The sequence below is a fragment of the Qipengyuania sp. BR81-2 genome (assembly GCF_055693895.1).
Genome location: NZ_CM146344.1, coordinates 1,542,822 through 1,565,009, shown reverse-complemented (window position 1 = coordinate 1,565,009; position 22,188 = coordinate 1,542,822). Strand labels below are relative to the sequence as shown.

Annotated in this window: 22 protein-coding genes and 1 pseudogene; 12 read left to right on the top strand and 11 right to left on the bottom strand. The window is 61.7% G+C overall.

Annotated features, from left to right (window positions below; all coding sequences use genetic code 11):
- The first annotated feature begins 39 nt into the window (after window positions 1–39).
- From ACZ1G8_RS07805 to ACZ1G8_RS07790, 4 genes are read left to right on the top strand one after another with little or no spacing between them, the layout of a single operon-like run.
- The gene (locus ACZ1G8_RS07805; protein ID WP_472678902.1) at window positions 40–1,173 is read left to right on the top strand and encodes an ABC transporter permease; all 1,134 of its coding nucleotides are present in this window, start codon (window positions 40–42) and stop codon (window positions 1,171–1,173) included.
- Window positions 1,173–1,916, top strand: a complete 744-nt coding sequence (locus tag ACZ1G8_RS07800; RefSeq protein WP_472678901.1) for an ABC transporter ATP-binding protein — start codon at window positions 1,173–1,175, stop codon at window positions 1,914–1,916. The genes ACZ1G8_RS07805 and ACZ1G8_RS07800 overlap by 1 nt, the downstream gene beginning before the upstream one ends.
- Window positions 1,916–2,908, top strand: a complete 993-nt coding sequence (locus ACZ1G8_RS07795; protein ID WP_472678900.1) for an efflux RND transporter periplasmic adaptor subunit — start codon at window positions 1,916–1,918, stop codon at window positions 2,906–2,908. The genes ACZ1G8_RS07800 and ACZ1G8_RS07795 overlap by 1 nt, the downstream gene beginning before the upstream one ends.
- Entirely contained in the window at window positions 2,908–4,332 is a 1,425-nt protein-coding gene (locus ACZ1G8_RS07790; RefSeq protein ID WP_472678899.1) for an efflux transporter outer membrane subunit, read from the top strand. Before ACZ1G8_RS07795 ends, ACZ1G8_RS07790 begins: the two co-directional genes overlap by 1 nt.
- On the opposite strand, the gene ACZ1G8_RS07785 is transcribed toward ACZ1G8_RS07790, so the two are convergent.
- Genes ACZ1G8_RS07785 through ACZ1G8_RS07755 form a run of 7 tightly spaced genes read right to left on the bottom strand, consistent with a single transcriptional unit; the run spans window position 4,302 to window position 11,726 of the window.
- On the bottom strand, window positions 4,302–5,270 hold the full coding sequence (locus tag ACZ1G8_RS07785) for a HupE/UreJ family protein (protein WP_472678898.1): 969 nt from the start codon (window positions 5,268–5,270) through the stop codon (window positions 4,302–4,304). The two genes, ACZ1G8_RS07790 and ACZ1G8_RS07785, sit on opposite strands and share 31 nt — an antisense overlap.
- On the bottom strand, window positions 5,267–6,043 hold the full coding sequence (locus ACZ1G8_RS07780) for a peptidyl-prolyl cis-trans isomerase (RefSeq protein ID WP_472678897.1): 777 nt from the start codon (window positions 6,041–6,043) through the stop codon (window positions 5,267–5,269). Before ACZ1G8_RS07780 ends, ACZ1G8_RS07785 begins: the two co-directional genes overlap by 4 nt.
- Window positions 6,040–7,965, bottom strand: a complete 1,926-nt coding sequence (locus tag ACZ1G8_RS07775) for a DUF3604 domain-containing protein (protein ID WP_472678896.1) — start codon at window positions 7,963–7,965, stop codon at window positions 6,040–6,042. The genes ACZ1G8_RS07780 and ACZ1G8_RS07775 overlap by 4 nt, the downstream gene beginning before the upstream one ends.
- Before the next feature lie 45 nt (window positions 7,966–8,010).
- A complete protein-coding gene (locus ACZ1G8_RS07770) occupies window positions 8,011–8,682 on the bottom strand; it encodes an exopolysaccharide biosynthesis protein (protein WP_472678895.1) in 672 nt (223 codons plus the stop codon).
- Window positions 8,683–8,741: 59 nt separating this feature from the next.
- On the bottom strand, window positions 8,742–9,191 hold the full coding sequence (locus ACZ1G8_RS07765) for a MaoC family dehydratase (RefSeq protein WP_222405464.1): 450 nt from the start codon (window positions 9,189–9,191) through the stop codon (window positions 8,742–8,744).
- A complete protein-coding gene (locus tag ACZ1G8_RS07760) occupies window positions 9,191–10,609 on the bottom strand; it encodes an aldehyde dehydrogenase family protein (RefSeq protein ID WP_472678894.1) in 1,419 nt (472 codons plus the stop codon). The genes ACZ1G8_RS07765 and ACZ1G8_RS07760 overlap by 1 nt, the downstream gene beginning before the upstream one ends.
- 28 nt (window positions 10,610–10,637) lie before the next feature.
- Entirely contained in the window at window positions 10,638–11,726 is a 1,089-nt protein-coding gene (locus ACZ1G8_RS07755; protein ID WP_472678893.1) for a CaiB/BaiF CoA transferase family protein, read from the bottom strand.
- 232 nt (window positions 11,727–11,958) lie between these two features.
- On the opposite strand from ACZ1G8_RS07755, the gene ACZ1G8_RS07750 reads away from it, so the two are divergent.
- On the top strand, window positions 11,959–12,261 hold the full coding sequence (locus ACZ1G8_RS07750) for an ArsR/SmtB family transcription factor (RefSeq protein ID WP_261388903.1): 303 nt from the start codon (window positions 11,959–11,961) through the stop codon (window positions 12,259–12,261).
- 15 nt (window positions 12,262–12,276) lie between these two features.
- Here the strand turns inward: ACZ1G8_RS07750 and ACZ1G8_RS07745 are convergent, their stop codons facing one another.
- Genes ACZ1G8_RS07745 through ACZ1G8_RS07735 form a run of 3 tightly spaced genes read right to left on the bottom strand, consistent with a single transcriptional unit; the run spans window position 12,277 to window position 14,092 of the window.
- A complete protein-coding gene (locus ACZ1G8_RS07745) occupies window positions 12,277–12,714 on the bottom strand; it encodes a DUF6691 family protein (protein WP_472678892.1) in 438 nt (145 codons plus the stop codon).
- Window positions 12,711–13,145 carry a YeeE/YedE family protein gene (locus tag ACZ1G8_RS07740; RefSeq protein WP_472678891.1) on the bottom strand — a complete coding sequence of 145 codons (435 nt, stop codon included), beginning with the start codon at window positions 13,143–13,145 and terminating at the stop codon, window positions 12,711–12,713. The genes ACZ1G8_RS07745 and ACZ1G8_RS07740 overlap by 4 nt, the downstream gene beginning before the upstream one ends.
- Window positions 13,142–14,092 (bottom strand): MBL fold metallo-hydrolase, encoded by a 951-nt coding sequence (locus tag ACZ1G8_RS07735; protein WP_472678890.1) that lies wholly within the window; start codon window positions 14,090–14,092, stop codon window positions 13,142–13,144. The genes ACZ1G8_RS07740 and ACZ1G8_RS07735 overlap by 4 nt, the downstream gene beginning before the upstream one ends.
- Window positions 14,093–14,189: 97 nt before the next feature.
- Between ACZ1G8_RS07735 and moaA the strand changes: the two genes are divergently transcribed.
- The 7 genes from moaA (at window position 14,190) to ACZ1G8_RS07700 (ending at window position 20,254) form a co-directional block, all read left to right on the top strand.
- Window positions 14,190–15,227 (top strand): GTP 3',8-cyclase MoaA, encoded by a 1,038-nt coding sequence (moaA, locus tag ACZ1G8_RS07730; RefSeq protein WP_472678889.1) that lies wholly within the window; start codon window positions 14,190–14,192, stop codon window positions 15,225–15,227.
- A gap of 13 nt (window positions 15,228–15,240) precedes the next feature.
- Window positions 15,241–16,425, top strand: a complete 1,185-nt coding sequence (locus tag ACZ1G8_RS07725) for a molybdopterin molybdotransferase MoeA (RefSeq protein ID WP_472678888.1) — start codon at window positions 15,241–15,243, stop codon at window positions 16,423–16,425.
- Between the two features lie 157 nt (window positions 16,426–16,582).
- Window positions 16,583–16,708: a hypothetical protein gene (locus ACZ1G8_RS07720; protein WP_472678887.1), complete on the top strand. Its 126-nt coding sequence runs from the start codon at window positions 16,583–16,585 to the stop codon at window positions 16,706–16,708.
- An 829-nt stretch (window positions 16,709–17,537) separates the two neighbouring features.
- Window positions 17,538–18,383: a hypothetical protein gene (locus tag ACZ1G8_RS07715; RefSeq protein WP_472678886.1), complete on the top strand. Its 846-nt coding sequence runs from the start codon at window positions 17,538–17,540 to the stop codon at window positions 18,381–18,383.
- A 295-nt stretch (window positions 18,384–18,678) separates the two neighbouring features.
- Complete coding sequence (locus ACZ1G8_RS07710; protein WP_472678885.1) at window positions 18,679–18,876, top strand: hypothetical protein; 198 nt, start codon at window positions 18,679–18,681, stop codon at window positions 18,874–18,876.
- 50 nt (window positions 18,877–18,926) lie between these two features.
- Window positions 18,927–19,838 (top strand): DUF5655 domain-containing protein, encoded by a 912-nt coding sequence (locus ACZ1G8_RS07705; protein WP_472678884.1) that lies wholly within the window; start codon window positions 18,927–18,929, stop codon window positions 19,836–19,838.
- 20 nt (window positions 19,839–19,858) lie between these two features.
- Window positions 19,859–20,254: a hypothetical protein gene (locus ACZ1G8_RS07700; RefSeq protein ID WP_472678883.1), complete on the top strand. Its 396-nt coding sequence runs from the start codon at window positions 19,859–19,861 to the stop codon at window positions 20,252–20,254.
- Window positions 20,255–20,664: 410 nt separating this feature from the next.
- Here ACZ1G8_RS07700 and ACZ1G8_RS07695 read toward each other — a convergent pair.
- Window positions 20,665–22,142, bottom strand: a pseudogene (locus ACZ1G8_RS07695) (class I SAM-dependent DNA methyltransferase).
- Between the last annotated feature and the right edge of the window lie 46 nt (window positions 22,143–22,188).

Here is a 22,188-nt window from a genome sequence, read left to right as displayed (position 1 = left end):
ACGAGTCGCCCGCGTAACGCAAGCAGAGGTCGCAAACCCATGATCTGGATCGCTATCCGCATGCTTACCGGCGATGCGCAGAAGTTCTTCGGGCTGGTGTTCGGTATCGCCTTCTCGACCCTGCTCATCACCCAACAGCTGACGATCTTCATCAACCTGCTCGAGCGCGGGGCCAGCGGCGTCTATAACGTCTCGAGCGCCGATGTCTGGGTGATGGACCCGGTCAGCCGTACCACCGATGTCGCCTATGCCATGCCCTCGACCGCGCTCGACAAGGTGCGCGGCGTGCCCGGCGTCGAATGGGCGGTTCCGCATATCCGTGCGCAGGCATCGGTTCGCACCAAGGACGGCGACCTCGAAGGCGTGGCGGTGATCGGGGTGGACGATGCAACGCTGATCGGCCTGCCCAAGAACATGTTCGAGGGCTCGGTCGATGTGCTCTCACAGCCCGACAGCGTCATCATCGACGATGTCGGCACGACACGCATGTTTCCCGGCCAATCGCCTATCGGGGAGCGGCTGGAGCTGAACGACCAGCGTGCAGTCATCCGCGGGATTGCCGATGCAATTCCCAGCTTCACCAGCACGGTGGTGCTCTATACCAAGTACAGCCAAGCGCTGAATTACGTGCCAGGCACGCGCAACCGTCTCTCCTTCGTGCTCGTGGGCGCGGAAAACCCGGCCGAGGCCAAGGCGCTTTCGGAGACAATCGAGAAAGAAACCGGCCTCAAGGCCCAGACGCGCGAGGAATTCGCCCGCGACGGGGTGCAATTCATCATCGAGAACACCGGTATTCCGCTTAACTTCGGGATCACCGTTGCGCTCGGCTTCATCGTCGGCGTGGCGATCGTTGGTCTCACTTTCAGCCTCTTCATCCGCGACAACATCAAGCAGTTCGGCGCGCTCAAGGCTATCGGCGTCACCAATGGCAAGATCCGGAAGATGGTCGCGGCGCAGGCCGGCCTCGTAGGGCTGATCGGCTACGGCCTCGGCGTGCTGGGCACGGTCGGCTTCATCCAGGCCTTCTCCTCCGACCCGACCTTCAAGGGCTTCTACATCCCCTGGCAAATCCCGTTGATCAGTGCCGCGGCAGTCACGATCATCCTCGCGCTGACCGGCTGGCTCGCGCTGCGCAGTGTCCTCAAGACCGAACCTGCGGCGGTGTTCAGGTAATGGCGACGAAAATGGACACCTCGGCCATCGGCGGCTGCAATCCCGAAGCGGCCATCTGCACGCGCGGCGTGACGCGCGACTTCCAGGCGGGCCAGCAGACAATCACCGTGCTCCATGGCATCGACCTCGATGTGAAGGCGGGAGAGCTGACTTTCCTCGTGGGCGAAAGCGGATCGGGCAAGACGACGCTCATCTCGATCATGTGCGGCATCCTCTGGCCGACCGAGGGCGAAGTGAAGGTTTTCGGAACCGACATCTACGACCTGTCCGACGACGAGCTCGTCGATTTCCGTCTCCAGAACATCGGCTTCATCTTCCAGCAGTACAATCTCATCCCCTCAATCGATGCGGCGAGCAATGCCGCCGTGCCGCTCATCGCACAGGGTATTGACCGGCTCGAGGCGCGCGAAAGGGCGGTCGCCATGCTGGAAAAGCTCAACATCGGCGATCAAGCCGACAAGCTGCCCAACCAGCTTTCGGGCGGCCAGCAGCAGCGCGTCGCCATCGCTCGCGCACTGGTCCACGAACCGCGCCTCGTTGTCTGCGACGAGCCGACCGCCGCGCTCGACGCCGCTTCGGGGCGCCGCGTGATGGACCTGCTCAAGGAAGTCGCGGTCGCGGAAGACCGCGCCTGCATCATCGTCACCCACGACAATCGCATTTTCGACATGGCCGACCGTATCCTCGTGCTCGAGGACGGGAAGGTCACCCATGACGGCACGGACATGCCGGAGGATCACTAATGGCACTCGACATTCGCAACCTCAGCTTCTCGCGGCAGATCCTGCCGGTGATCGCAGTGATCGGTCTGGTCTTCGCCGCGATCTACATCCTGTCGGGCCAGCCCGATCGCGAACTGTCGGACCCTGAGCGCGAACCTCCGCGCGCGCCCGAAGCACTTGCCGACGAGGCCCGCGTGGCAGGCTCGGGCATCGTCGAGCCATCGAGTGAAGTCGTCCAGATCGGCTCCGCGCTCTCGGGCCTCGTCACCGGCCTCTTCGTGCAGCCCGGCGATCGTGTGACCGAAGGCCAGACGCTCTTTACCGTCGATGACCGCGCGGTGCGTTCGCAACTGCGCGAAGCCAATGCCGCTATCGGCGAAGCCCGCGCGGCGATCGCCGAAGCACAGAGCGCGCAGTCCACGGCCGCCAGCCAGCTCGCCCTCTACCGCAATGTCGACGATCCTGCCGCCGTCAGCCGCAGCGAAGTCATCCGCGCCGAGGGTGAGGCGAACGCTGCCGCCGAGCGCCTGCGTCTCGCACGTGCGCGCCTCGAAGCAGCCCAAGCGCGTGCATCCTCGGCACGGACCGAGCTTGGCCGCCTCACCGTCCGCGCGCCGATTGCAGGCGAAATCCTCGCCGTGAACATCCGCAAGGGGGAGTACGTCTCGACCATGGGCGGCGGCGGTTCGCAGCCCTTCATCGAAATGGGCCAGACGCAGCCCATGCACGTGCGCATCGATATCGACGAGGAGCAGGCTCCGCGCCTTGCGATGGGCGAGCCGGCGACCGTCTCTCCGCGTGGAGCATCGGACCAGCAGGTGCAGGCGCGCTTCGTCCGTGCCGAACCGCTTGTTGTGCCCAAGCGCTCGCTTACCAATTCGGCCGCAGAGCGCGTCGACGTGCGCGTGCTTCAGTTGATCTACGAGCTGCCCGCCGAGGCAGTCGGTGACAACGGCCTCTTCCGCGTCGGCCAGCAGGTCGATGCCTATATGCCGGCCAAGGGAGCCGAGTGATGCGCCGCCTCGCCATCGTTGCAAGCGCGCTGGCGCTCTCGGCCTGCGCGGGAGGACCGCCGCCCGAGATCGCCACGCCGACACCCGTCCTGCCCACCGAATACTACTTTGCGCCCGACGGGCAAACCGACACCGGCCTCGCCGCGCTGCTGCCAGAAGAGGACCCGGCCTACGACACGCTCTCCGCGCAGGCGCTTGCAGGCTCGCCGACGCTGGGCGAGGCCATCGCCCGCATCGACCAGGCACGCGCAGGTGCCGGACGCGCCGGAGCCGAAAGGCTTCCGAGCATCGGCGCAAACGCGTCGGTAACAGGCACGCGGACCAACCCGGCGCAATTTGGCGGCGCCTTGCCCCCGGGCATCGATTTCGACGCCGAACAGGTCGCGTATGCAGCAAACCTCACTGCACGCTGGGACCTGGACATCTTTGGCCGCCTGCGCGCACAGGAGCGGGCCGCACTCGCCCGCGTCGATGCCGCCGACGCCTCCACGCTCGCCGTAAGAAACGCGCTTCTTGCCGAAATCGCGGGCAGCGTGATCGACTGGCGCACGCTCGAGGCGCGGCAGGCCGAGATCGAGGACGACATTGAGGCCGCCGAGGAACTGGCGCGGCTCTCCGGAGTGCGTGAGCGTGCCGGGATCGCACCGGGATTCGACCGTGTCCGCGCCGAGAGCGCCGCAAATGCATCTCGCAGCCGACTTGCAGCCCTCGAGAGCGAGCGCGCCCGGCTGACGGGGAGGCTCATGGCACTGACCGCGCAAAGTGCGCCACAGGTCCGTTCCGCCCTCGCGCTCGCCCCTGTGGCGGGCGAACTGCCTGCAGCGCCTCTTGCCCTGCCTTCGACCTTGCTTGTCAACCGGCCGGATGTCCTTGCAGCAGCTGCGACTCTCGCAGCCGAGGATGCGGAGCTTGCCGCCACCGCACGCCGCCGTTTCCCGGTATTCGACCTGTCCGCGGCAATCGGCCTCCTCGCCTTCGATCCCGGCGACCTTTTCGATGAGGACAGCGTCGTCGGCTCGCTCGCAGCGGCCATCGCCGGACCGCTGTTCGACTTCGGGCGCATCGAGGCCGAAATCGACGTTGCGGCAGCCGAGAAACGCGCCGCCTTCCAGGCCTATCGCGGCGCAGTCTACACCGCGCTGGGCGATGCCGAGACCGCATATGGCCTAGTGGCCGCCGCCGATCGCGAACTGGCCGCTGCGCAGGCCGAAGCCGACAGCCTGCAGCGCGCTGCCCGCCTTGCCGAGACCCGGCAGGAAGCAGGCCTCGCCGATTTCCTGACCGTGCTTGAGGCACGCCGCGCAGCTGATGCGAGCGGCGAACGTGCCGCAGCAGCGCTCGGCAGGGCAAAGCGCGCGCGAGTCCTCCTGTGGCAGGCGCTCGGCGGCGATCCTCAGCCGATCACGCGGTCCACCAGCCAGTAGGCTCCCGTGATCCCGATTGCATAGGACGCGAATTTCACCGCGCCCGCCTCCGCCCCAGGGCGCGCCTTCCTGACAACCGCCAGTAGCGCGAGCACGATTGCGATCACCAGCAGCTGTCCGGCTTCGACGCCAAGATTGAAGCTCACCAGCGCCGCCGGGACCTCGCCTTCGGGCAGGCCGATTTCGCGCAAGGCGCCAGCAAAACCAAAGCCGTGCAACAGGCCGAAAGCAAAGGCGACGAGCCATGGTAGGCGGTGCGTCAGCGTCTGCCTGTCGCCGCGTGCGACTTCCACGGCGAGAAACACGATCGACAGCGCGATCATTACCTCGACCGGGCGCTGCGGCAGTCCTGCAAAACCCAGCGTCGTCGCAGCCAGCGTAATCGAGTGTGCAACGGTGAAGGCGGTCGCTGCCTTTACGACCGGCCATGTGCCGCGAACCAGTAGCACCAACGCGATGACGAAGAGCAAATGGTCCCAGCCCATGAGGATGTGCTCGACACCGATCACGAAATAGCTGCGCCAGACCTGCGCACTCGATGGCTTCGCCATGATCGTCGCATTCGGCCTTTCGGGCGTGAGGCGGTGGACCTGGAGCGGCCTGTCTTGCGGAGCCACCCGCAGAATCGCTTCCCCCGGGGTGGTGAATGGCCAACCCATCTCCTGTCCGTCCACCGGCCCGTCGCACAGCACTGGAACTCGGCCGCTAACCCCGAGCACTGCGACATCGAGCCGCGGATCACCGTCCATCCGGCAATTTGCGGGTAGGATCGGCTGCACCGGCTCGCCGCTCTGCCTGCCCGCCATCGGCTGCCTCCAGCCGAGCGACCATTCGCCCTCGCCGACCTGTTCGAAAGTGATTGAGACCGGGCGCAGCTCGTCGGCGAGGACCGGTTGCGGGAGGAACACCACCAGCAAGGCCAGAAACCAGCGGATCATTCGACCTCGATCCGATAGGCTTCGCGCAGAACGTCGAATGCCTGCTCCCGGCGCGCAGCGGCTGTCGAACTGCGCAAGTCGTCCTCCACCCGGTCGCGGATTTCCTCAAGGGGTCTCGGCCGGCCCTCCTCGCGCTCCTCGAGATCGACGATGTGCCAGCCGAAACCGGACGGCAGCTGCGCATTCCGGCCCTCGCGCATCGCGGCGATCTGCTCGGCGAACTCGCTTCCGAACACCGCCTTCACCTCGTCATAGGTCGCGCGCTCCATCCGTGCTGGCAGCGAGATCGAGTATTCCCGCTCGTCGCCCTTCAGGAAGCGCGTCATGGCATCCTCGTCGGGGAAGTATCTCTGTGAGAAGGTGAAACGCTCGCCTTCGGCAAAACGCCCCGGATGGTCCTGGAGCCAGCGCGCGAGCACGGCATCAGAGACCGCAGCAGTCTCGGCTTCCGCGCTGGCCAGTTCGTCCATCTTGGCGGCCAGCCTTCGCCGCACGACGGGATCGCCCTGATCGAGCCCGAGCCGAAGCGCCTCTCGATAGAGCACTTCCTCGCGTAGCCAGCGCTCGATCTGCGCGTAGAGTTCGGCGTCGGTCGGCGGGCGGCCCATCGTCCGCTCGAAGCCGAGAGCAAGGCCCGCCTGCTGCTCGCGCGTGAGCGTGATGCTGCGCGCGGCCGGGTCGACCGGATCGCCCAAAAAGGCCAGCAGACCCCAGATCGCGGCCCCTGCAATCAGGAAATGCGCGAGGGGATCGCGCAGCCAGTTTCCGCTCATTCGCTATCCATGATCGCTGGCGCATCACCGGGCGTAGAGCGCGGCCGCAACCAGACAGGCGAGCTGTAGGCGCGCTCCTGGATCACATTGGCCTCGACCACATTCTCCGGCAGATCGATGCCGAACTGCTTGGCATCGAACAACACCCAGCTGGGCGTCGGGATCTCGATCACGCGCACGTAATAGAACGCGCGCTGTCCCTCCGCATAGTCTGGATCGGTCCATGTGGTACGCAGTTCGGCAGCGCCGATCGAGTTCTCGTAGGTAGCCTCGCGCCGGTTCACCGTGTCTCCGACCGGCGGAACCGGACTGTCGGATGCACCGTCCATCTCGCGCTCGCTCCAAGCGACATCGTAGACCTTCTCGCGCGCCTCGCCGTTGGCATCGACCCAGCCCTTCACAACCTGCACGCGGTCGAGATTGGCGCCGTCCGGGTCCTTGAGCGCGGAGATGAGAAAGGTGGGCGCGGTTCCCCGGTCTTCCAGTTCGCCGCCCATGGGAACGCCGCGCGTGTAGCCCGCGCGAACCCAGTCACCCTCCCAGTCGCTTTCGGCGAAATCGAAGCCGGCGAACAGGCGAACGACCATGCGCGGACCGGTGGTCGCATAGACCTCGCGGCGCATGAAGGCATCGAAGATTTCCGCGCGCGTATTGCCGCGTGCCCAGGCCGCCGCATAGCCGCCGGCAAGGTAGTGCCATCCGAAACGGCCCTGTCGCGTACCGAGGTTCTGGCCTTCCATCGCGCGCCCTTCGCGCGGTTCGACGCCCGTGTGCTTGCCGAAAAAATTGTCCTCGTCACCTGTCGCGAGCGCAGTGTGGCTGTCGGTCGAGCCAATCATCCCGAAAGCATAGGGATTGACGCCGAGCTGTTCCTCGAGCGTCAGCCCGCGAAGCAATGCCGAGCGCACATAGCTTCCCGCATACATATCGGGCGTGGTCCGAGCCGTCAGCGGCAGATTGCCCAGATCCCAGCCCGCAACACCGAAACCTGCAAATTCATCATTCGGCGAGAGGAAGGGGTGGGTCTCGCTGTCGCCCTTGATCTGGGTCGCCTCGACCACCGGCTCGCGCGCAGCTCGTCTTCGGGCATATTGCGCGCTCATAGCGCCGCCGTCCGGTCCGGTCAGCTCGAACATGATGCCGTTCGACAGGTTGGAGTTGTGCGGGATCGCCAGCACCTGCCCGCCGGTGGTGTCCTGGTAGGCGTCCATATAGTCCCACAGCTGCTCGACCGTGGTGTCGATACCCGGGAAGGGCAGAACCTGCCTGGTGCGGGCGCTGCCGTCCCTGAACATGACGACGCGGTGCAGATTGTTGCCGCCCGGCATCAGCGTCCATTCGAAGCCGGCGAATGCGGTGAACTTGCCCGGCTCGTTATAGCGATCGAGCACGTCGAGATGGCGATCCCACAGTTCGCGGGTCGCCTTGGCCTGCCGCTCGGGATCGCGCATCGCCTCGGGGATCTCGTCATTGGCCGCTGCGGTAATAAGCTCGGCGACTGCAAGCGTCGATTGCTCGGGGCTCTCGTGCATCATGTCACGCCAGCGCCTGAGCGTGGGGTCGCGGACCATCATGCGCGGCGCATCGTAAAGCCGGCGCGTTGCGCCCATCGCGTCGGAATGGTCCGAGATGACCAGGAAATCGAGCGGCCGGTCCAGCCTTGCTGTCATGCCGGTGGTAGCGGTCACTTCCTCGCCGCGGGCGAACTTGAGCGCTTCTTCGGGCCCCAACCTGACGCCGAAGCCGAAGGCATCGACCGAGACGTCGGTGTGGAGATGTGTGTCCCCCCAATAGGGACGGTCGGGAAACTCCGCGAGCTCGATCGTGTCGGTCCCGTCGCCGCGCTGGGCTTCCTCGACTGCAGCTTCGGAACATCCTGCGACAAGCAAGGCGGCCATCGATACCGCCACGAATTTCTTCATCGCCTCTTCCCCTCTCCATCAGGGAATGTGCGCGAAGGAAAGCGGTCAGGTCAAGCGAAGCTCGATGGCGTGTGGCTGCCTAAGGGCCATGCCTCCCGCCTCACCCTCTTCATCGGAACTGTTGTAGAAATAGGTTCCGGCGACGAGAGCCGCTGCCGCGAGAAGCAGCGCGGCGAGCATCACCAGTCCGTCACGCACGATCAACGCGAGCGCAATGGCCGCGATCGCGAGCATCGGGGCGGAGCTTGCGAAGGGCACGACTTCGAGCGGCGGTACGGTGGCGCAGAGCATCAGGATCGCGATTGCGGCAAGTCTCAACCACTTGCCCTCCGTAAAGAAACCGAGCCGGTCGCGGCTGTGATCGTCGAGCCAGTGCGCAGTTCCGCGCAGCTTGGTAACCGCCTTGTGCAGCTTCTTGGAGCCGACCGCGCGGTCTTGGATAAACTGCGGCATCCAGATGTGGTCCTTGCCGAAAAGCATCTGCACGGCGACCAGCGCGATAATCGAAGCGAGGACTGTCGGCGCGCCGGGAATGGCGCCGATCGGAGTGATCTCGATCAGCGCGAAGATCAGGATGAAGGGGCCGAAACTGCGTCCGCCGAAATCGTCGAGCACGTCGCCGATCCGGACCTTCTCATTGTGGGAGGCGAGCTCGTCCAGTTCGCCGATAACGTCCTCGACGCTTTCGGGCTCGTGACCTGATTGCTTGTCGCTCATGCACTCTCCCCTTCACACCTCAATGCGCGAAAGGGCATTTGGGGTGCAAGAAGCCGGTTTCAGGCGCTTTTCTTGAGCAGTGCAGACCGCTCGCAGCGGCAGACCACCTCGCCGCGCTGGTTCACCGCCTCGTGAAGGAAAGTCACGATCCCCGTATCGGGGCGCGACTTGCTCTCGCGAAGGCCAATCACCTCGCTGGTGGCATGCAACGTATCACCGATGAAGACCGGCTTGGGCATGACCAGCTTGTCGTAGCCGAGGTTCGCCACCAGCGTGCCGAGCGTGGTGTCGCCGACCGACAGCCCGACCATGAGCGAGAAGGTATAGGTCCCGTTGACGAGGATCTGCCCGAACTCGCTTTCCTTCGCCGCTTCGACATCGAGGTGGAGCGGCTGCGGATTGTGGGTCATCACGGTGAAGAAGAGATTGTCCGCCTCGGTCACCGTGCGGCGGATCTCGTGGGTCAGCTTGTCGCCGACCTTCCATTCGTCGAAGAATTTGCCCGCCATCAGCTGTGCCCCATCACTGCCTTGACTTCGAGGAAGTCGTGGAAGCCCCACTCACCCCATTCGCGGCCGTTGCCCGACTTCTTGTAGCCGCCGAAGGCCGCGTTCATGTCATACCCCCCGTTGATCGCGACGCGGCCCGCGCGGATGCGCTTGGCGAGCTTCTTCGCGGTCTCGACATCCTCGCCCATGATGTGGCTGGCGAGGCCGTATTCGGTGTCGTTCGAGATGTGGATCGCATCCTCGTAATCGTCATAGCCGAGGATCGCGAGAACCGGCCCGAAAATCTCTTCGCGCGCGATGGTCATGTCGTTGGTGACATCGGCGAAGACGGTGGGCTTCACATAGTGGCCGGTCTCCAGCCCCTCGGGCTTGCCGGGGCCGCCAGCAACGAGCGTTGCGCCTTCCTCGATACCCTTCTCGATCAGGCCCTGGATCTTGTCCCACTGCGCCTTCGAGACCACTGGGCCGATGGTGGCATTGCCCTTGGGATCGCCCGGGATCACGCCTTCGGCGGCTTCCTTGGCCGCGGCCTTGGCCTCTTCCATGCGCTTGTGCGGAACGAGCATACGGCTGGGCGCCGTGCAGGTCTGGCCCGAATTGCCCATCATGGCGGTGGTGCCGCGCATCACCGACTGGGTGAAGGCGCTGTCGTCAAGGATGATGTTCGGGCTCTTGCCGCCCAGTTCCTGCGCCACGCGCTTGACCGTGTCGGCAGCGTTCTTGGCGATCAGGATGCCGGCACGAGTCGAGCCGGTAAAGCTGACCATGTCGATGTCGGGGTGGCCCGAGATCGCTTCGCCGACGCCCGGCCCGTCCCCGTTGACGAGGTTGAACACGCCCGCAGGCACGCCCGCCGCATCCATGATCTCGGCGAAGATATAGGCGTCGAAGGGCGCAATCTCGCTGGGCTTCAGGATCATCGTGTTGCCGGCCGCCAGCGCAGGGAAGACCTTGCAGGCGATCTGGTTCAGCGGCCAGTTCCACGGGGTAATCATGCCAACCACGCCGATCGGCTCCCAGATGTGGAGCGTCGGTCCATCCTGGCGTTCGAATTCGAACTTCTCGAGCACCTCGATCGCGGTCTGGCAGTGCCCGGCGAGAAGGCCCGTGTGCGGACCGTTGGCAAGGCTCATCGGCGCGCCCATCTCGTCGCTGACCGCCAGTGCGAGGTCGTCCTTGCGATTGGCGATCTCGGCCTGGATCGCGCGCAGCAGGGTGAGGCGCTCTTCCTTGGTGGTCTGGCTGAAGCTCTCGAACGCGCGGCGTGCGGCGGCGACCGCCTTGTCCACATCGGCCTTGGTGCCGAAGCTGATGTGGCCGATGGTCTCTTCGGTGGCGGGATTTTCGACCGGCTGGGTATTCTCGGTGACCGGGTCGACCCACTGGCCGTCGATGTAGAACTTGGTGCAATCGCGCATTGGAAATTCTCTCCTTATGCGCGGCTCTCTAGCTCCCTTGCGACCAGCGCGCCACCACCTCTTCGCCGTCAGTCGCACTGTCGCGGATCACGCCCGGCGTGCGGTCGAAGCGCGGTGCAGGCGCAGTGTGCGAACGGCCGCCATGATCGACGAATGCACCGCGCGCCTTCATGTGCGGATGGTCCTTTGCTTCGTCCAAGGGGACGACCGGCGCGAAGCAGGCATCGGTGCCTTCGAGCAGCTCGACCCATTCGGCCTGTGGCTTGGTCTTGAAGAGTGCGGCGAGCCTTTCGGTGTAATCGTCCCAGTTGGAGGGATCCATCTGGCCTTCGCGAAGCTCTTCGGGCGCATCTGCACGCTGGAGCAGTTCGGCATAGAATTGCGGCTCGATCGCGCCGACGCTGACTTCCTTGCCGTCTGCACAGGTGTAGCAACGGTAGAAATGGGCCGCCCCGCCAAGGAGGCCCGCGCCGCGCTCCGTGGTGCGAAGCGCACTGTGCGGTTGGCCGTAGAAGAAGCTCATCAGGCTGGTGACGCCGTCGACGATCGCTGCATCGACCACCTGCCCCTTGCCGCTGCTCTGCCTTTCATAGAGCGCTGCGAGGATGCCGAAGGCGCAGTACATCGAACCGCCACCGAAATCGCCGACGAGGTTCTGCGGCGGGATGGGCAGCTCGCCCCTCGCGCCGATGCTGTCGAGCGCGCCGGTGATGGCGATGTAGTTGAGGTCATGCCCGGCGGCCTGCGCAAGCGGGCCGTCCTGCCCCCAGCCGGTCATGCGCGCGTAGACGAGACGCGGGTTGGCTTCGAGCACGACATCGGGGCCAAGTCCGAGGCGTTCCATCACGCCGGGCCGGAAGCCCTCGATAAGCACGTCGGCATTGGCGAGCGCCTTCTTCACGAAAGCCTGCCCGTCCTCGCTCTTGAGATCGACGGCGGCGCGATGCCTGGCGCGCTCGACGACGGTGTTCATGGGCTGGTGTCCCGGCCGCTCGATCCTGACCACTTCCGCACCGAGGTCGGCCAGCAGCATGGCCACGTGCGGGCCTGGTCCGATTCCCTGGAACTCGACGACCCTGAGGCCTGTCAGCGGTCCGTTCGAGCCGCTCTCACCCATCTCTCTCTCCTCTTGTTTACGCGGACGCACACAATGCGAAAGGAAGCGCAAAAGCAACAGGATTGATGGGAAACCGAGAAAGCGACCGATTTGCCATCATCCTTTGCGGATTGAACTGGCTGATCAGAAAGGATAAATCGGATTCGCCGCCAAGGTGCCTGCGCGTGTTGCACCAAATGAAACGGGCAGCTAATCTTTGAAAAGGGATCAGAGGTACACTCGGGGCGACACCATGCCAGACTTACCCATGGAACTTCTGCAGGAGAATGCCGCGCGCGCGACAGCGCTCCTGAAGTCGATGGCGAATGAATCCCGCCTGCTGATCCTCTGCCAGCTATCGCAGGCCGAAATGTCGGTCGGTGAACTCGCGGAGGTTGTCCCCCTGTCGCAATCCGCCTTGTCCCAGCACCTTTCGCTGCTGAGGCGCGAAGGTCTGGTGAAGACGCGGCGCAGCTCGCAATTCGTCTATTATTCGCTCGACAGCGAAGACGTTCAGGCGGTCATCGGCACGCTTTACGAACAGTTCTGCGCCTGAGCGCGACCGACTGAGTCAGTTGGAAGCGGCGGGTGACGCGCGCTCGAACATCAGTCGCTGGAGCACCATCCCTGCAAGCAGACTGACGACAAAGACCGCGGCTTCGAGCGGGTGGACGAACAGGATCGCCACGCCCGGCCCGGGGCAGAGCCCGGCAAGCCCCCAGCCCACACCGAAGAGCGCGGCTCCGCCGAGGAGCTGCGGCGTCAGGTCGCTGCGGTCGGGCAGCGCAAACTTGGGCGCGAATAGCGGATGCTTCATGCGCGGGACGAAGCGCCACGCGACGGCCATGACCAAGACCGCGCCGCCCATCACGAAGGCCAGCGTCGGATCCCAGTTGCCGAACACGTCGAGGAAGCCGCGAACACGTTCCGGATTGGTCATCCCGCCAAGCGCGAGCCCGGCACCGAAGAGCGTGCCCGATGCGAGCGGAGGAAGGTGGCTTCGGATCACGAGAACGCCCCCATTGCCGCGACGGTCGCGATGCCCGCCGTAATGAACGTCGCGGTCGCCACGAGCGAACGCTGCGACAGGCGGCTGACACCGCACACACCGTGGCCGCTGGTGCAACCGCTACCCAGCCTTGCACCGAAACCCACTAGGACCCCGGCCACGGCCAGCAAAGGCAGCGGCATGAATTCCGGCGTGGGTGCAGCGGTCAGCCAGGTGACGAGCGCTGCGCCGAGCGGCAGTCCGATCACGAAGGTCCAGGCACTCGAATAGGACATGCCGCTGTCGCTGATGCCGAAGGCACGGGCAACGATGCCCGAAATGCCGGTCACGCGTCCTGCCCCGAGCAGCATCAGGGCCGCCGAGAGACCGATCAACACGCCGCCGGCCAGCCCGGCAAGAGGAGCGGCGTCGGGGAAACCTGGCAGCGTCATACCGCGTTCACCGGGATCTTGATGTAACTCACGCCATTCTCCTCTGGCTCCGGCAGTCGCCCGCCACGAATGTTCACCTGAACGCTGGGCATGATGAGCTGGGGCATCGCCAGCGTGCTGTCACGCGCAGTTCGCATCTCGACGAATTCATCCTCGCTGGTGCCGTCCTTCACATGGACGTTTTCGCGCTTCTGCTGTCCGACGGTGGTCTCCCACGCATATTCGTCGCGTCCCGGCGCCTTGTAATCGTGGCACAGGAACAGGCGCGTCTCTTCGGGAAGCGCGAGCAGGCGTTGTATCGAACGATAGAGCTGGCGCGCATCCCCGCCCGGAAAGTCCGCCCGCGCGGTACCGAAGTCAGGCATGAAGATGGTGTCGCCGACAAAGGCGGCATCGCCGAAGATGAAGGCATAGTCAGCCGGAGTGTGGCCGGGCACATGCAGCGCGATCATCTCGATCTCGCCAAGCTTCAACGTATCGCCATCCTCGAAGAGGTGATCGAACTGCGACCCGTCACGCTCGAAGTCGCTGCCCGCATTGAAGAGCTTGCCGAAGACTTCCTGCACGCGAATGATCTCGCGGCCGATGGCCAGCTTCCCGCCGAGCTTTTCCTGGATGTAGGGAGCGGCCGAAAGGTGGTCGGCATGCGCATGCGTTTCGATCAGCCATTGGACCTTGAGACCATGCTTCTCGACATATTCGATCATCAGGTCAGCCGAGCCATGCGACGTGCGGCCGGCCGCAGCATCATAATCGAGTACCGAATCGATGATCGCGGCCTTGCTGGTTGCGGGATCATGGATGACGTAGCTGACGGTATTGGTCGCTTCGTCGAAGAACCCTGCAATCGAAGGACGCAGCGGCTTGTCCGCGCTGGCGGCAAGCACCTGTTCTCGCGCTTTTGCGAGCGCTGCATCGGGCTGGCTGGATGAGTTGGCCTGGGTCATATGAGTATTATCTAATATTAGAGTGGTCACTGTCAATGGATGCGCAGTACGGAGGATGCGGTGGTCTTCGTGCCCTGCACCGTATAGGAATGCTCCGATGGCGCTCTTCGATCCACCCTCTCGCGGCGAAGGCTTGGCCGCGATGCCGATGGAAGGCTTGCTGGCTGACAGCTTTGGGCGGCGCTTTTCCTATCTCCGCGTTTCGCTGACCGAGCGGTGCAATTTTCGTTGCGCCTACTGCCTGCCGAACGGCTACGTGAAACAGAAGGGCCTGCGTGCGGAACTGTCGGCAGACGAAATCGCCCGCGCCGTGAGCGCTTTTTCGAAGCTTGGCCTCTGGAAGGTGAGGCTGACCGGCGGCGAGCCGACCGTTCGGAGTGATTTTGCAGAGATCGCCCAAAGGATAGCGTCCACCGAGGGCATCCGCCGCCTCGCTATGACGACCAACGGCTATCGCCTTGCAGAGAATGCCCGCGAATGGCGGGCGGCGGGCATCGACGCGGTGAATGCCAGTATCGATACGCTCGACCGCGAAGACTTCGCCCGCGTCACCGGTCACGACCGGTTGGACGAGGTCGTGAGCGGAGTGGATGCGGCGCTCGATGCTGGGTTTTCCTCGGTCAAGGTCAACAGCGTGCTGCTGCGAGAGCTGCCGGAATCGGGCCTCGACGACATCTTCGCCTTCGTGGCGGAGCGCGATATCTCTTGGCGATTCATCGAGCTCATGCGCACCAACGACAATGCGTCCTTTCATCGCGAACAGTCCACGCCGGGTCACGCAGTCCTTTCGCGGCTGCAAGAAGCGGGCTGGCGGGAATTGCCCAGTGAAGAGGGTGCGGGCCCCTCGCGCGACTTCGCCCATCCCGATTATCGGGGGCGGATCGGACTGATCGCGCCTTATGCTTCGGGTTTCTGCGACAGCTGTAACCGCTTGCGCCTGTCGAGCCGCGGCAAGCTGCACCTGTGCCTGTTCGGCGATGACGGCCTCGACCTGCGCGACCTCCTCCAGAGCGACGACCAGCAGGACGAGCTGGTCGCACGCATCCTTGAGGCGATGCCCGGCAAGATGCGTGCGCACCGGCTGCTTGATGGCAACAGCGGCTCGACACCGCACCTCGCCTCGATCGGCGGCTAGGAAAGCCGGCGGTATGATTTCCTTCGACGAGGCCCACGCGCTCCTTTCCGGCGCCATCGCACCTCTCGGCAGCGAGGCCCTGCCCCTCACCGAAGCCGCAGGGCGCTATCTCGCCCAAGACCTCCATGCGCGCATTGATGCTCCACGCCGCGATGTCTCCGCGATGGACGGCTATGCGGTCGCGATCGGTACGGTCGAGAACGGCGCGCCATTGCGCGTCGCGGGAGAATCGCGCGCCGGCATGCCCTTCGACGGTTGGATTGGCGACGGCGAGGCAGTCCGCATCTTCACCGGCGCCGCGCTTCCCGAAGGAGCCGACTGCGTTATCATGCAGGAGTACGCCACGCGCGAGGGAGAGCTGGTCCGCTTTGCCGAAGGACACGGGCCAGCGCGCCACATCCGCTTTGCGGGAAGCGATTTTCGCGAAGGCGACCGGCTACTGGCCAAGGGAGCGCGGCTGACCCCGCCCGCGATGGTTTCGGCCGCTGCGGCGGATCGGGCCACACTCGATGTCGGCAAGCGACCGAAAGTGGCCATCATCGCGACCGGGGATGAGCTTGTCGCCCCCGGCAAGGCTCACGAAAGCGCGGACACTATGCCCGAAACGGCAAGCCACGGCGTCGCGGCCCTGTGCCGCGCCATGAATGCGGAAGTCGTCGCCAGGGCCCATGGCCGCGATACACTGGGCGAACTGGAAGAGCTCGCTGCAGAGGCGCTCGCAGCGGCGGACTGTGTCGTGGTGATCGGCGGAGCCTCGGTGGGCGATCACGACCTCGCGCGCCCGATGTTTGCCGCACATGAAATGGAGCTCGTCTTCTCCCGCATCGCTATCAAGCCGGGAAAGCCGGTGTGGCTGGGCAAGGTCGGCGAGAAGCCCGTACTGGGCCTGCCGGGCAACCCGACCTCGGCGATGGTGACCGCAAGGCTTTTCCTGCGCCCGCTTCTCGCCGCGCTGCAGGGTGGCTCGGTCAAGGGTGAGCTGCGCTTCGCACCGCTGCCCCTTGCCGCGCCCGTCGAGGCGACCGGGCAGCGCGAAACCTTCCTGCGCGCCGAAATGACCGAAGAAGGCCTCGTGCCTGTCAGCAATCAGCAAAGCGGCGCGCAGCACCCGCTTGCGGGCGCGGACCACCTCATTCGCCGCCCGGCAGGCACGAATGCTGCGAGGCTAGGCGAGCTCGTGAGCGCCATCTATCTCTAGAATTTTCAGTGAAATGGTGCCCAGAAGAGGAATCTCACGCTCAATACAAACTTCTGAATTTGCGCTATTCTTTTTGCCGCACTCCCGACACTCAACCCCAAACTGATCCCCTGGCGTCAGTAGATGGCTCCGCTGGCAGGAGATACGTCAGAAGTAGATGGAGACCATTCTGGGGCATTCGACGACCACGACTACTTTCGATCTCTACGGGCACCTGTTTCATGATCCCGCGAAGGACATGGACCTCATGGGCGAGATGGAGCTGCGGCTAGTGGCTGCGTAAATTCTCTATGCGACCGAACTAGTTCTCATTTGAACGATAGCCGTTATGTAGGCGTATGTCGAAGCGCACCAGACTAACTCGATTGCTAGAGCGAGGCTTCTATCCAATGGAGCTTCCTCCCACATTTCGGACTAAGAACTTCGCTTCGGCCATCGGGAGCCTAAATCCTCCTGCGAATTACGTGGGAAGCACCACGACATTTGATGGCGCCACCTTTCGCGGTCCCTTACGCACTTTCGGTGTGATCAACCCCGTTAGCTATTACCTTCTTAGCGACTTCATCGCCGAGAATTGGGGCCAGGTAGCCGGCGTATATCGACTGAGTTCATGCTCTGGAGCGCGGCCAAAATTCCCAGCAATGGCTGTCCATGGGCGAGCGGTTGGAACAGCAACACTTGCAGCGAAGCGAGAGAGGCAACAGCACCTTGCAAGTGTTTACCCAGTTATTCTCAATCTCGACCTGAATCGCTTCTACGGCTCTATCTATACTCACTCGATACCCTGGGCAGTTCTAGGAAAGGAGGAGGGGAAAAGACGATATAGGGCCCGGACGCTACGGGGGCATTGGAGCGACACACTCGACATTCTAGTGAGGGGCTGTAATCAAGCTCAGACAATAGGGTTGCCGATCGGCCCTGACACGTCCCGGATAGTATCCGAGATCATCCTGTCACGCATCGATGCAGAGCTAACCGCGATTGGCTCCGGTCTCCATTCCACCCAAATCTATCATGCGATCGATGACTACCAATTCGGTGTGATGTCAGAGCATGAAGCGGAAGATGCTGAAAGCAAATTCGTTAGGGTCATAAGCAGGTATGGGCTAAGATTGAACGATTTTAAGACATCGGTTCAACATGGCCTTAAATTTGCTCCCTCCAATTTTCAGAGGCATTTCGACGTATTGAAAACCCACGACGATCATTTCGTGGAGCACTTCTTCGAGATTCTTTATGGTCTGGTAGATAGTCACCCAAACGTAAATGTAATAGGATATGCTCTAAAAAGGTTCGCTCGCATATTAGCTGCAAGTCACCAGCAGACGCTAGTGCAGGAATACTTGCAACGATTGCTCTATGCAGCTCCGCATCAGGCTAGGTTCGTTCTGCCGCTCCTTCTAGGGATATACCGACGGGACGGCGTCGACGCGGATACCAATAGGCTGATCAAATGGGGCATCGATGTGTGTGCTCGTCGCAATGACGTAGGAAATTTGCTGTGGTTTCTCTACGCTGCGTTGTTCCTACGCACGCGAATTGGTGCGGCGCTCTGCGCTCAATGCGTAGCCATCGGAAATGAATTGGTGGATCTTGCCCTCGTTCACGGCCGCCACGAGGGATTGTTCACCTTAGAACGGGCGATCTTACGGTCTCGCTATCTCAACACAGATTTGCGCTCACCCGCGTGGCTGCCCCTATACGAGATAGAACGTCGGGCATGGGACGGAGACCCCGCCTTCGTAAAGCTCGGGACCGCCGACGACCTTGATGATCATTATGACGCTCTTCGGAACCGAGGGGTTGAATTCTATGTGACAGATCAAGATCGATTTACGGTTGCGGCTTTCGACGGATGGAATCTTACCGAACAAGATTTCCTTGTGAGACAATGGGACCCCGCCGATCTTCAAGCGCTTATCTGGGCTGACGGACGCGATTTGGAGAACTACGAATAGCTCGCACGAAGGTGAAGGTAGTCCACGTAGATGCGTCTATCAGCCATTTCCGTTGAAATCATGGTCTGCGGCGCCGCTACTCGGTCGTTACCGACTTCAAGGTTCCTCAAGAGGACTATGGACATCGTAGATGAGATAGAGCGGGGCCTTTTAGCTGCAAAAATAGGGGCTTGTGAGCCAACGTGTGTTGAATACCCCACCTACTGGGCTTGCCTTATTGAATGGGACAGCGATCATCGGCGATGGGCTAAGGCATAGAGTGCAATTGGCCATCGTAAGTCAAAGAGGGGGTAAAATGCTTCAGATTATCGGGTGGCTTGGTTGCGCCTACATGTTCGTCAAAGCTTTCGAGTTGTTTAGTGCCGCTAAGGCTCGTGGTGATGGCGCTGACAAATGGGACGCGGCCGCCACGATAGGCGGCGGGATTGCGATACTTTCCGCAATCATTTTCTTTTTCATGTTAAACGCTCAGGTCGATTCCGCTCCTTACTGATCGGGCCGCGATTTTTAGGATGTTAATGCTCAAAACCTTATAGGGACCCGATGAGTGATCTGAAGTTATTCCAGACAAGTTCGGGCGTTATGTGCGAGCTTGAAAGTAGCTCTGCTCCTCTGGAGAAGAGTTTACAGACGCAGTTCGAGACAAACCTCGATACGCTGCTTGGTGTGCGTTTCCTCGCAAGTGAATATGCAACCACCCACGGGGGACGAATGGACACGCTAGGCATCGACGAGAATGGCTATCCCGTCATCATCGAATACAAGCGCGACCGCTCCGAAAACGTCATCAACCAAGGGCTCTTCTATCTCGACTGGCTGATGGACCACCGCGGTGATTTCGAGATCCTCGTGCGCGATCGCTATGGAAAGCAAGACGCCGAAGCTATCGAATGGAGCGCACCACGCCTGATCTGTATCGCGGCGGACTTCACGAAGTATGACGAACACGCCGTCAAGCAGATGGGCAGGAACATCGAATTGGTGCGCTACCGCAAGTTCGGCGATGATCTCTTGCTGCTCGAGTTGCTGACGGCCGTGTCTGCGACAAGCTCAACCAGCACAGCAATTTCGGCCGGTAACGGCTCCAAGCCCCGCAAGGACAAAACCGTGTCCGAGTATATGCAGGACATGGGGCCTGAACTGGCTGAGCTGTTCGCGGATGCTGAAACCTACCTGCTGGCTCGCGGCGATGACGTGACGAAGAAAGTCACGCAGTTCTACCTCGCCTACCGGCGAATCAAGAACTTCGCCTGCGTCGAGGTGCGGCCTACCCTCAATCAGCTGAAGATGTTCCTGAAGCTCGATCCCGACACGGTCGATTTGAAAGAAGGCTTCTCACGCGATGTGCGCAATATCGGCCACTTCGGAACCGGCGACCTCGAACTGACGATAGGCTCCCACCAGGACTTGGATCGGGCGAAAGCGCTCATCCTACGTTCGTATGAGGAATCCTAGTTAGGCCGCGGAGTAATGAAATGGCAGCAGCACCAGCGCCTCGAAAAGTTTGGGAGCATTTGACCGATGACTTCGACATCGTCTGCACCCAAGAAGAAGCCGGATTTTCTGATCTCATTAATGATAATGTATCTATCCAACACGCTATTGAAACGGGCACCGCCGATGTCGTCCGCCTCTTCGTAGAGGTGAGATCGAAGAGTGGATTAGCTTATGGGAGGGCGCAAACTGACGCTCTTGAAAACGTTGAGCATCGTGAGCCATTCGATATTTTCCGGTTAGACTACAGGTTCGTCCACGAGGTCGTGATGTCTGCGCTAGCGGCGGCAATTCATTTTCTCGAAGATGGAAACGACGATCTGGCCGAAAAGCTGCGCGATTTTCGAAATGACTTTGGCAAGGTCACGATGATCTAAAACCGCATGCGCTATGTAGACGCGTCTACGCTCCAGTTCCGTTGGAATCATAATCCGCGCGTCGGGGGTTCGGGTCCCTCCTCCGCTACCAGGTCTTGCGACCTTAGCAATGCAACGATAGCGACGATCAACGCGAGGGCGGAGATGAGGTTGGCGTAGACCGGCTGCATTGATCGATGCCTCTTATCGATCTCCAAATCTATGATCCGCCTGGTTTCTTCATCAATTGCTCCCAACTGCGGACCTCTAATCAACTTATCCCAAGGCATTCGTGATGCAATTTTGGGGCTCCAAGGACCGGATGCCCACTGCTCGAATTCAGCAAAGTCGTCTGCACTGGCTTCGCGCATCTCATACTTTTTGTATCGCCATTTTCGCCATGCCTCGAACATCTTCAAATCCCCCTAGCCCTACAGGGCGGCCAAGACGTCCTTGAAGCTGGCGAGCCCCGCTTCAAGGTCCTCGATGATCTCCTCTGCAAGCTCATCTGGCTCAGGAAGGTTGTCCAAATCGGTTAGCGATTTGTCCTTGATCCAAAATACGTCGAGGCTTGCCTTGTCGCGCTCCAGCAGTTCATCGACAGAGAAGCGCCGCCATCTACCTTCGGGATTGCTGTCCTCATTCCAAGTCTGCTCGCGTTCGTGAGTGTCGCCGGATTTGTAAAGCTCGACGAACTCCTTCAGATGCTCAAAGGTCATCGGCTTCTTTTTGAGCGTGTGATGAATGTTTGTCCGGTAGTCATAATACCACACTTCTTTGGTGTGAGCGGTCGGAGAAGCAGGTTTGTTATCAAAGAATATGACGTTCGCTTTAACGCCTGGCTTGTAGAAGATCCCAGTCGGAAGCCTTAGGATCGTGTGCAGGTTTGTCGCGTGCAACAGCTTACGCCTGACGGTTTCTCCCGCTCCACCTTCAAACAGAACGTTGTCAGGCACCACGACCGCAGCTTGACCAGTAGACTTCAGCATTGTCCGAATGTGCTGGACGAAATTGAGCTGCTTGTTGGAGGTCGTGGTCCAGAAGTCCGCACGGTTGTAGGTTAGATCGTCAGTTTCCTGCTCGCCCTCCTCGTTCGTGAAGTTCATTGAACTCTTCTTGCCGAATGGTGGATTGGCGAAGACGTAGTCGAATGTTTCACTCGGTGGAGAGACCAAGGCGTCGGTCGGCGAAACGAAACTTTCGCCACCCATTTCGCCGATGTTGTGAAGGAACATATTCATCAGACACATCCGTCGCGTGTTCGCGACGATCTCATGCCCGAAGAAGGTTTCGTTCTTCAGGAATTCCTTGTCCGATTTGTCGAGCGGCGGGTCTGACCGAGAACTCAAAAAGTCATATGCTGCGAGGAAAAACCCCCAGTCCCGGCGCTTGGATCGGAGATTGTCTTCTTCGGTTCAGGGGCAACACATTCGACCATGGCGCGGATCAAGGCGCGTGGGGTGAAGTATTGTCCCGCGCCTGATTTGGTGTCCTCAGCGTTCTTCGCGAGGAGCCCTTCGTAGATGTCGCCTTTGACGTCCACGCCCATCATGACCCAGTTTTGTTCATCGATCATCGAGACCAGCCGGTAGAGCTTCGCGGGGTCCTGGATCTTGTTTTGAGCCTTCGTGAAAATTTGGCCGAGGATTCCCTTTGATGCCCCAAGTTCGCGCAAGAGCTTCACATAGTGTGCCTCAAGCTCAGCGCCCCGCTTTCCTCGCAAACTGGCCCAATTGTATTCCTTAGGAACCCCAGTTTCGCGCGAGTAGGGCGGCTTTGAATACTCATCCGCCATCTTCAAGAAGATTAGGTAGGTAAGCTGCTCCAGATAGTCGCCATAGCTGACGCCGTCATCTTTAAGTAGATTACAGAAGCTCCAAACCTTCGTGACAATCGAGGCCGTATTCATGCGTTGTTCTCCAGTCCGCGCCAGCGGATGACCACGACCTCTACTG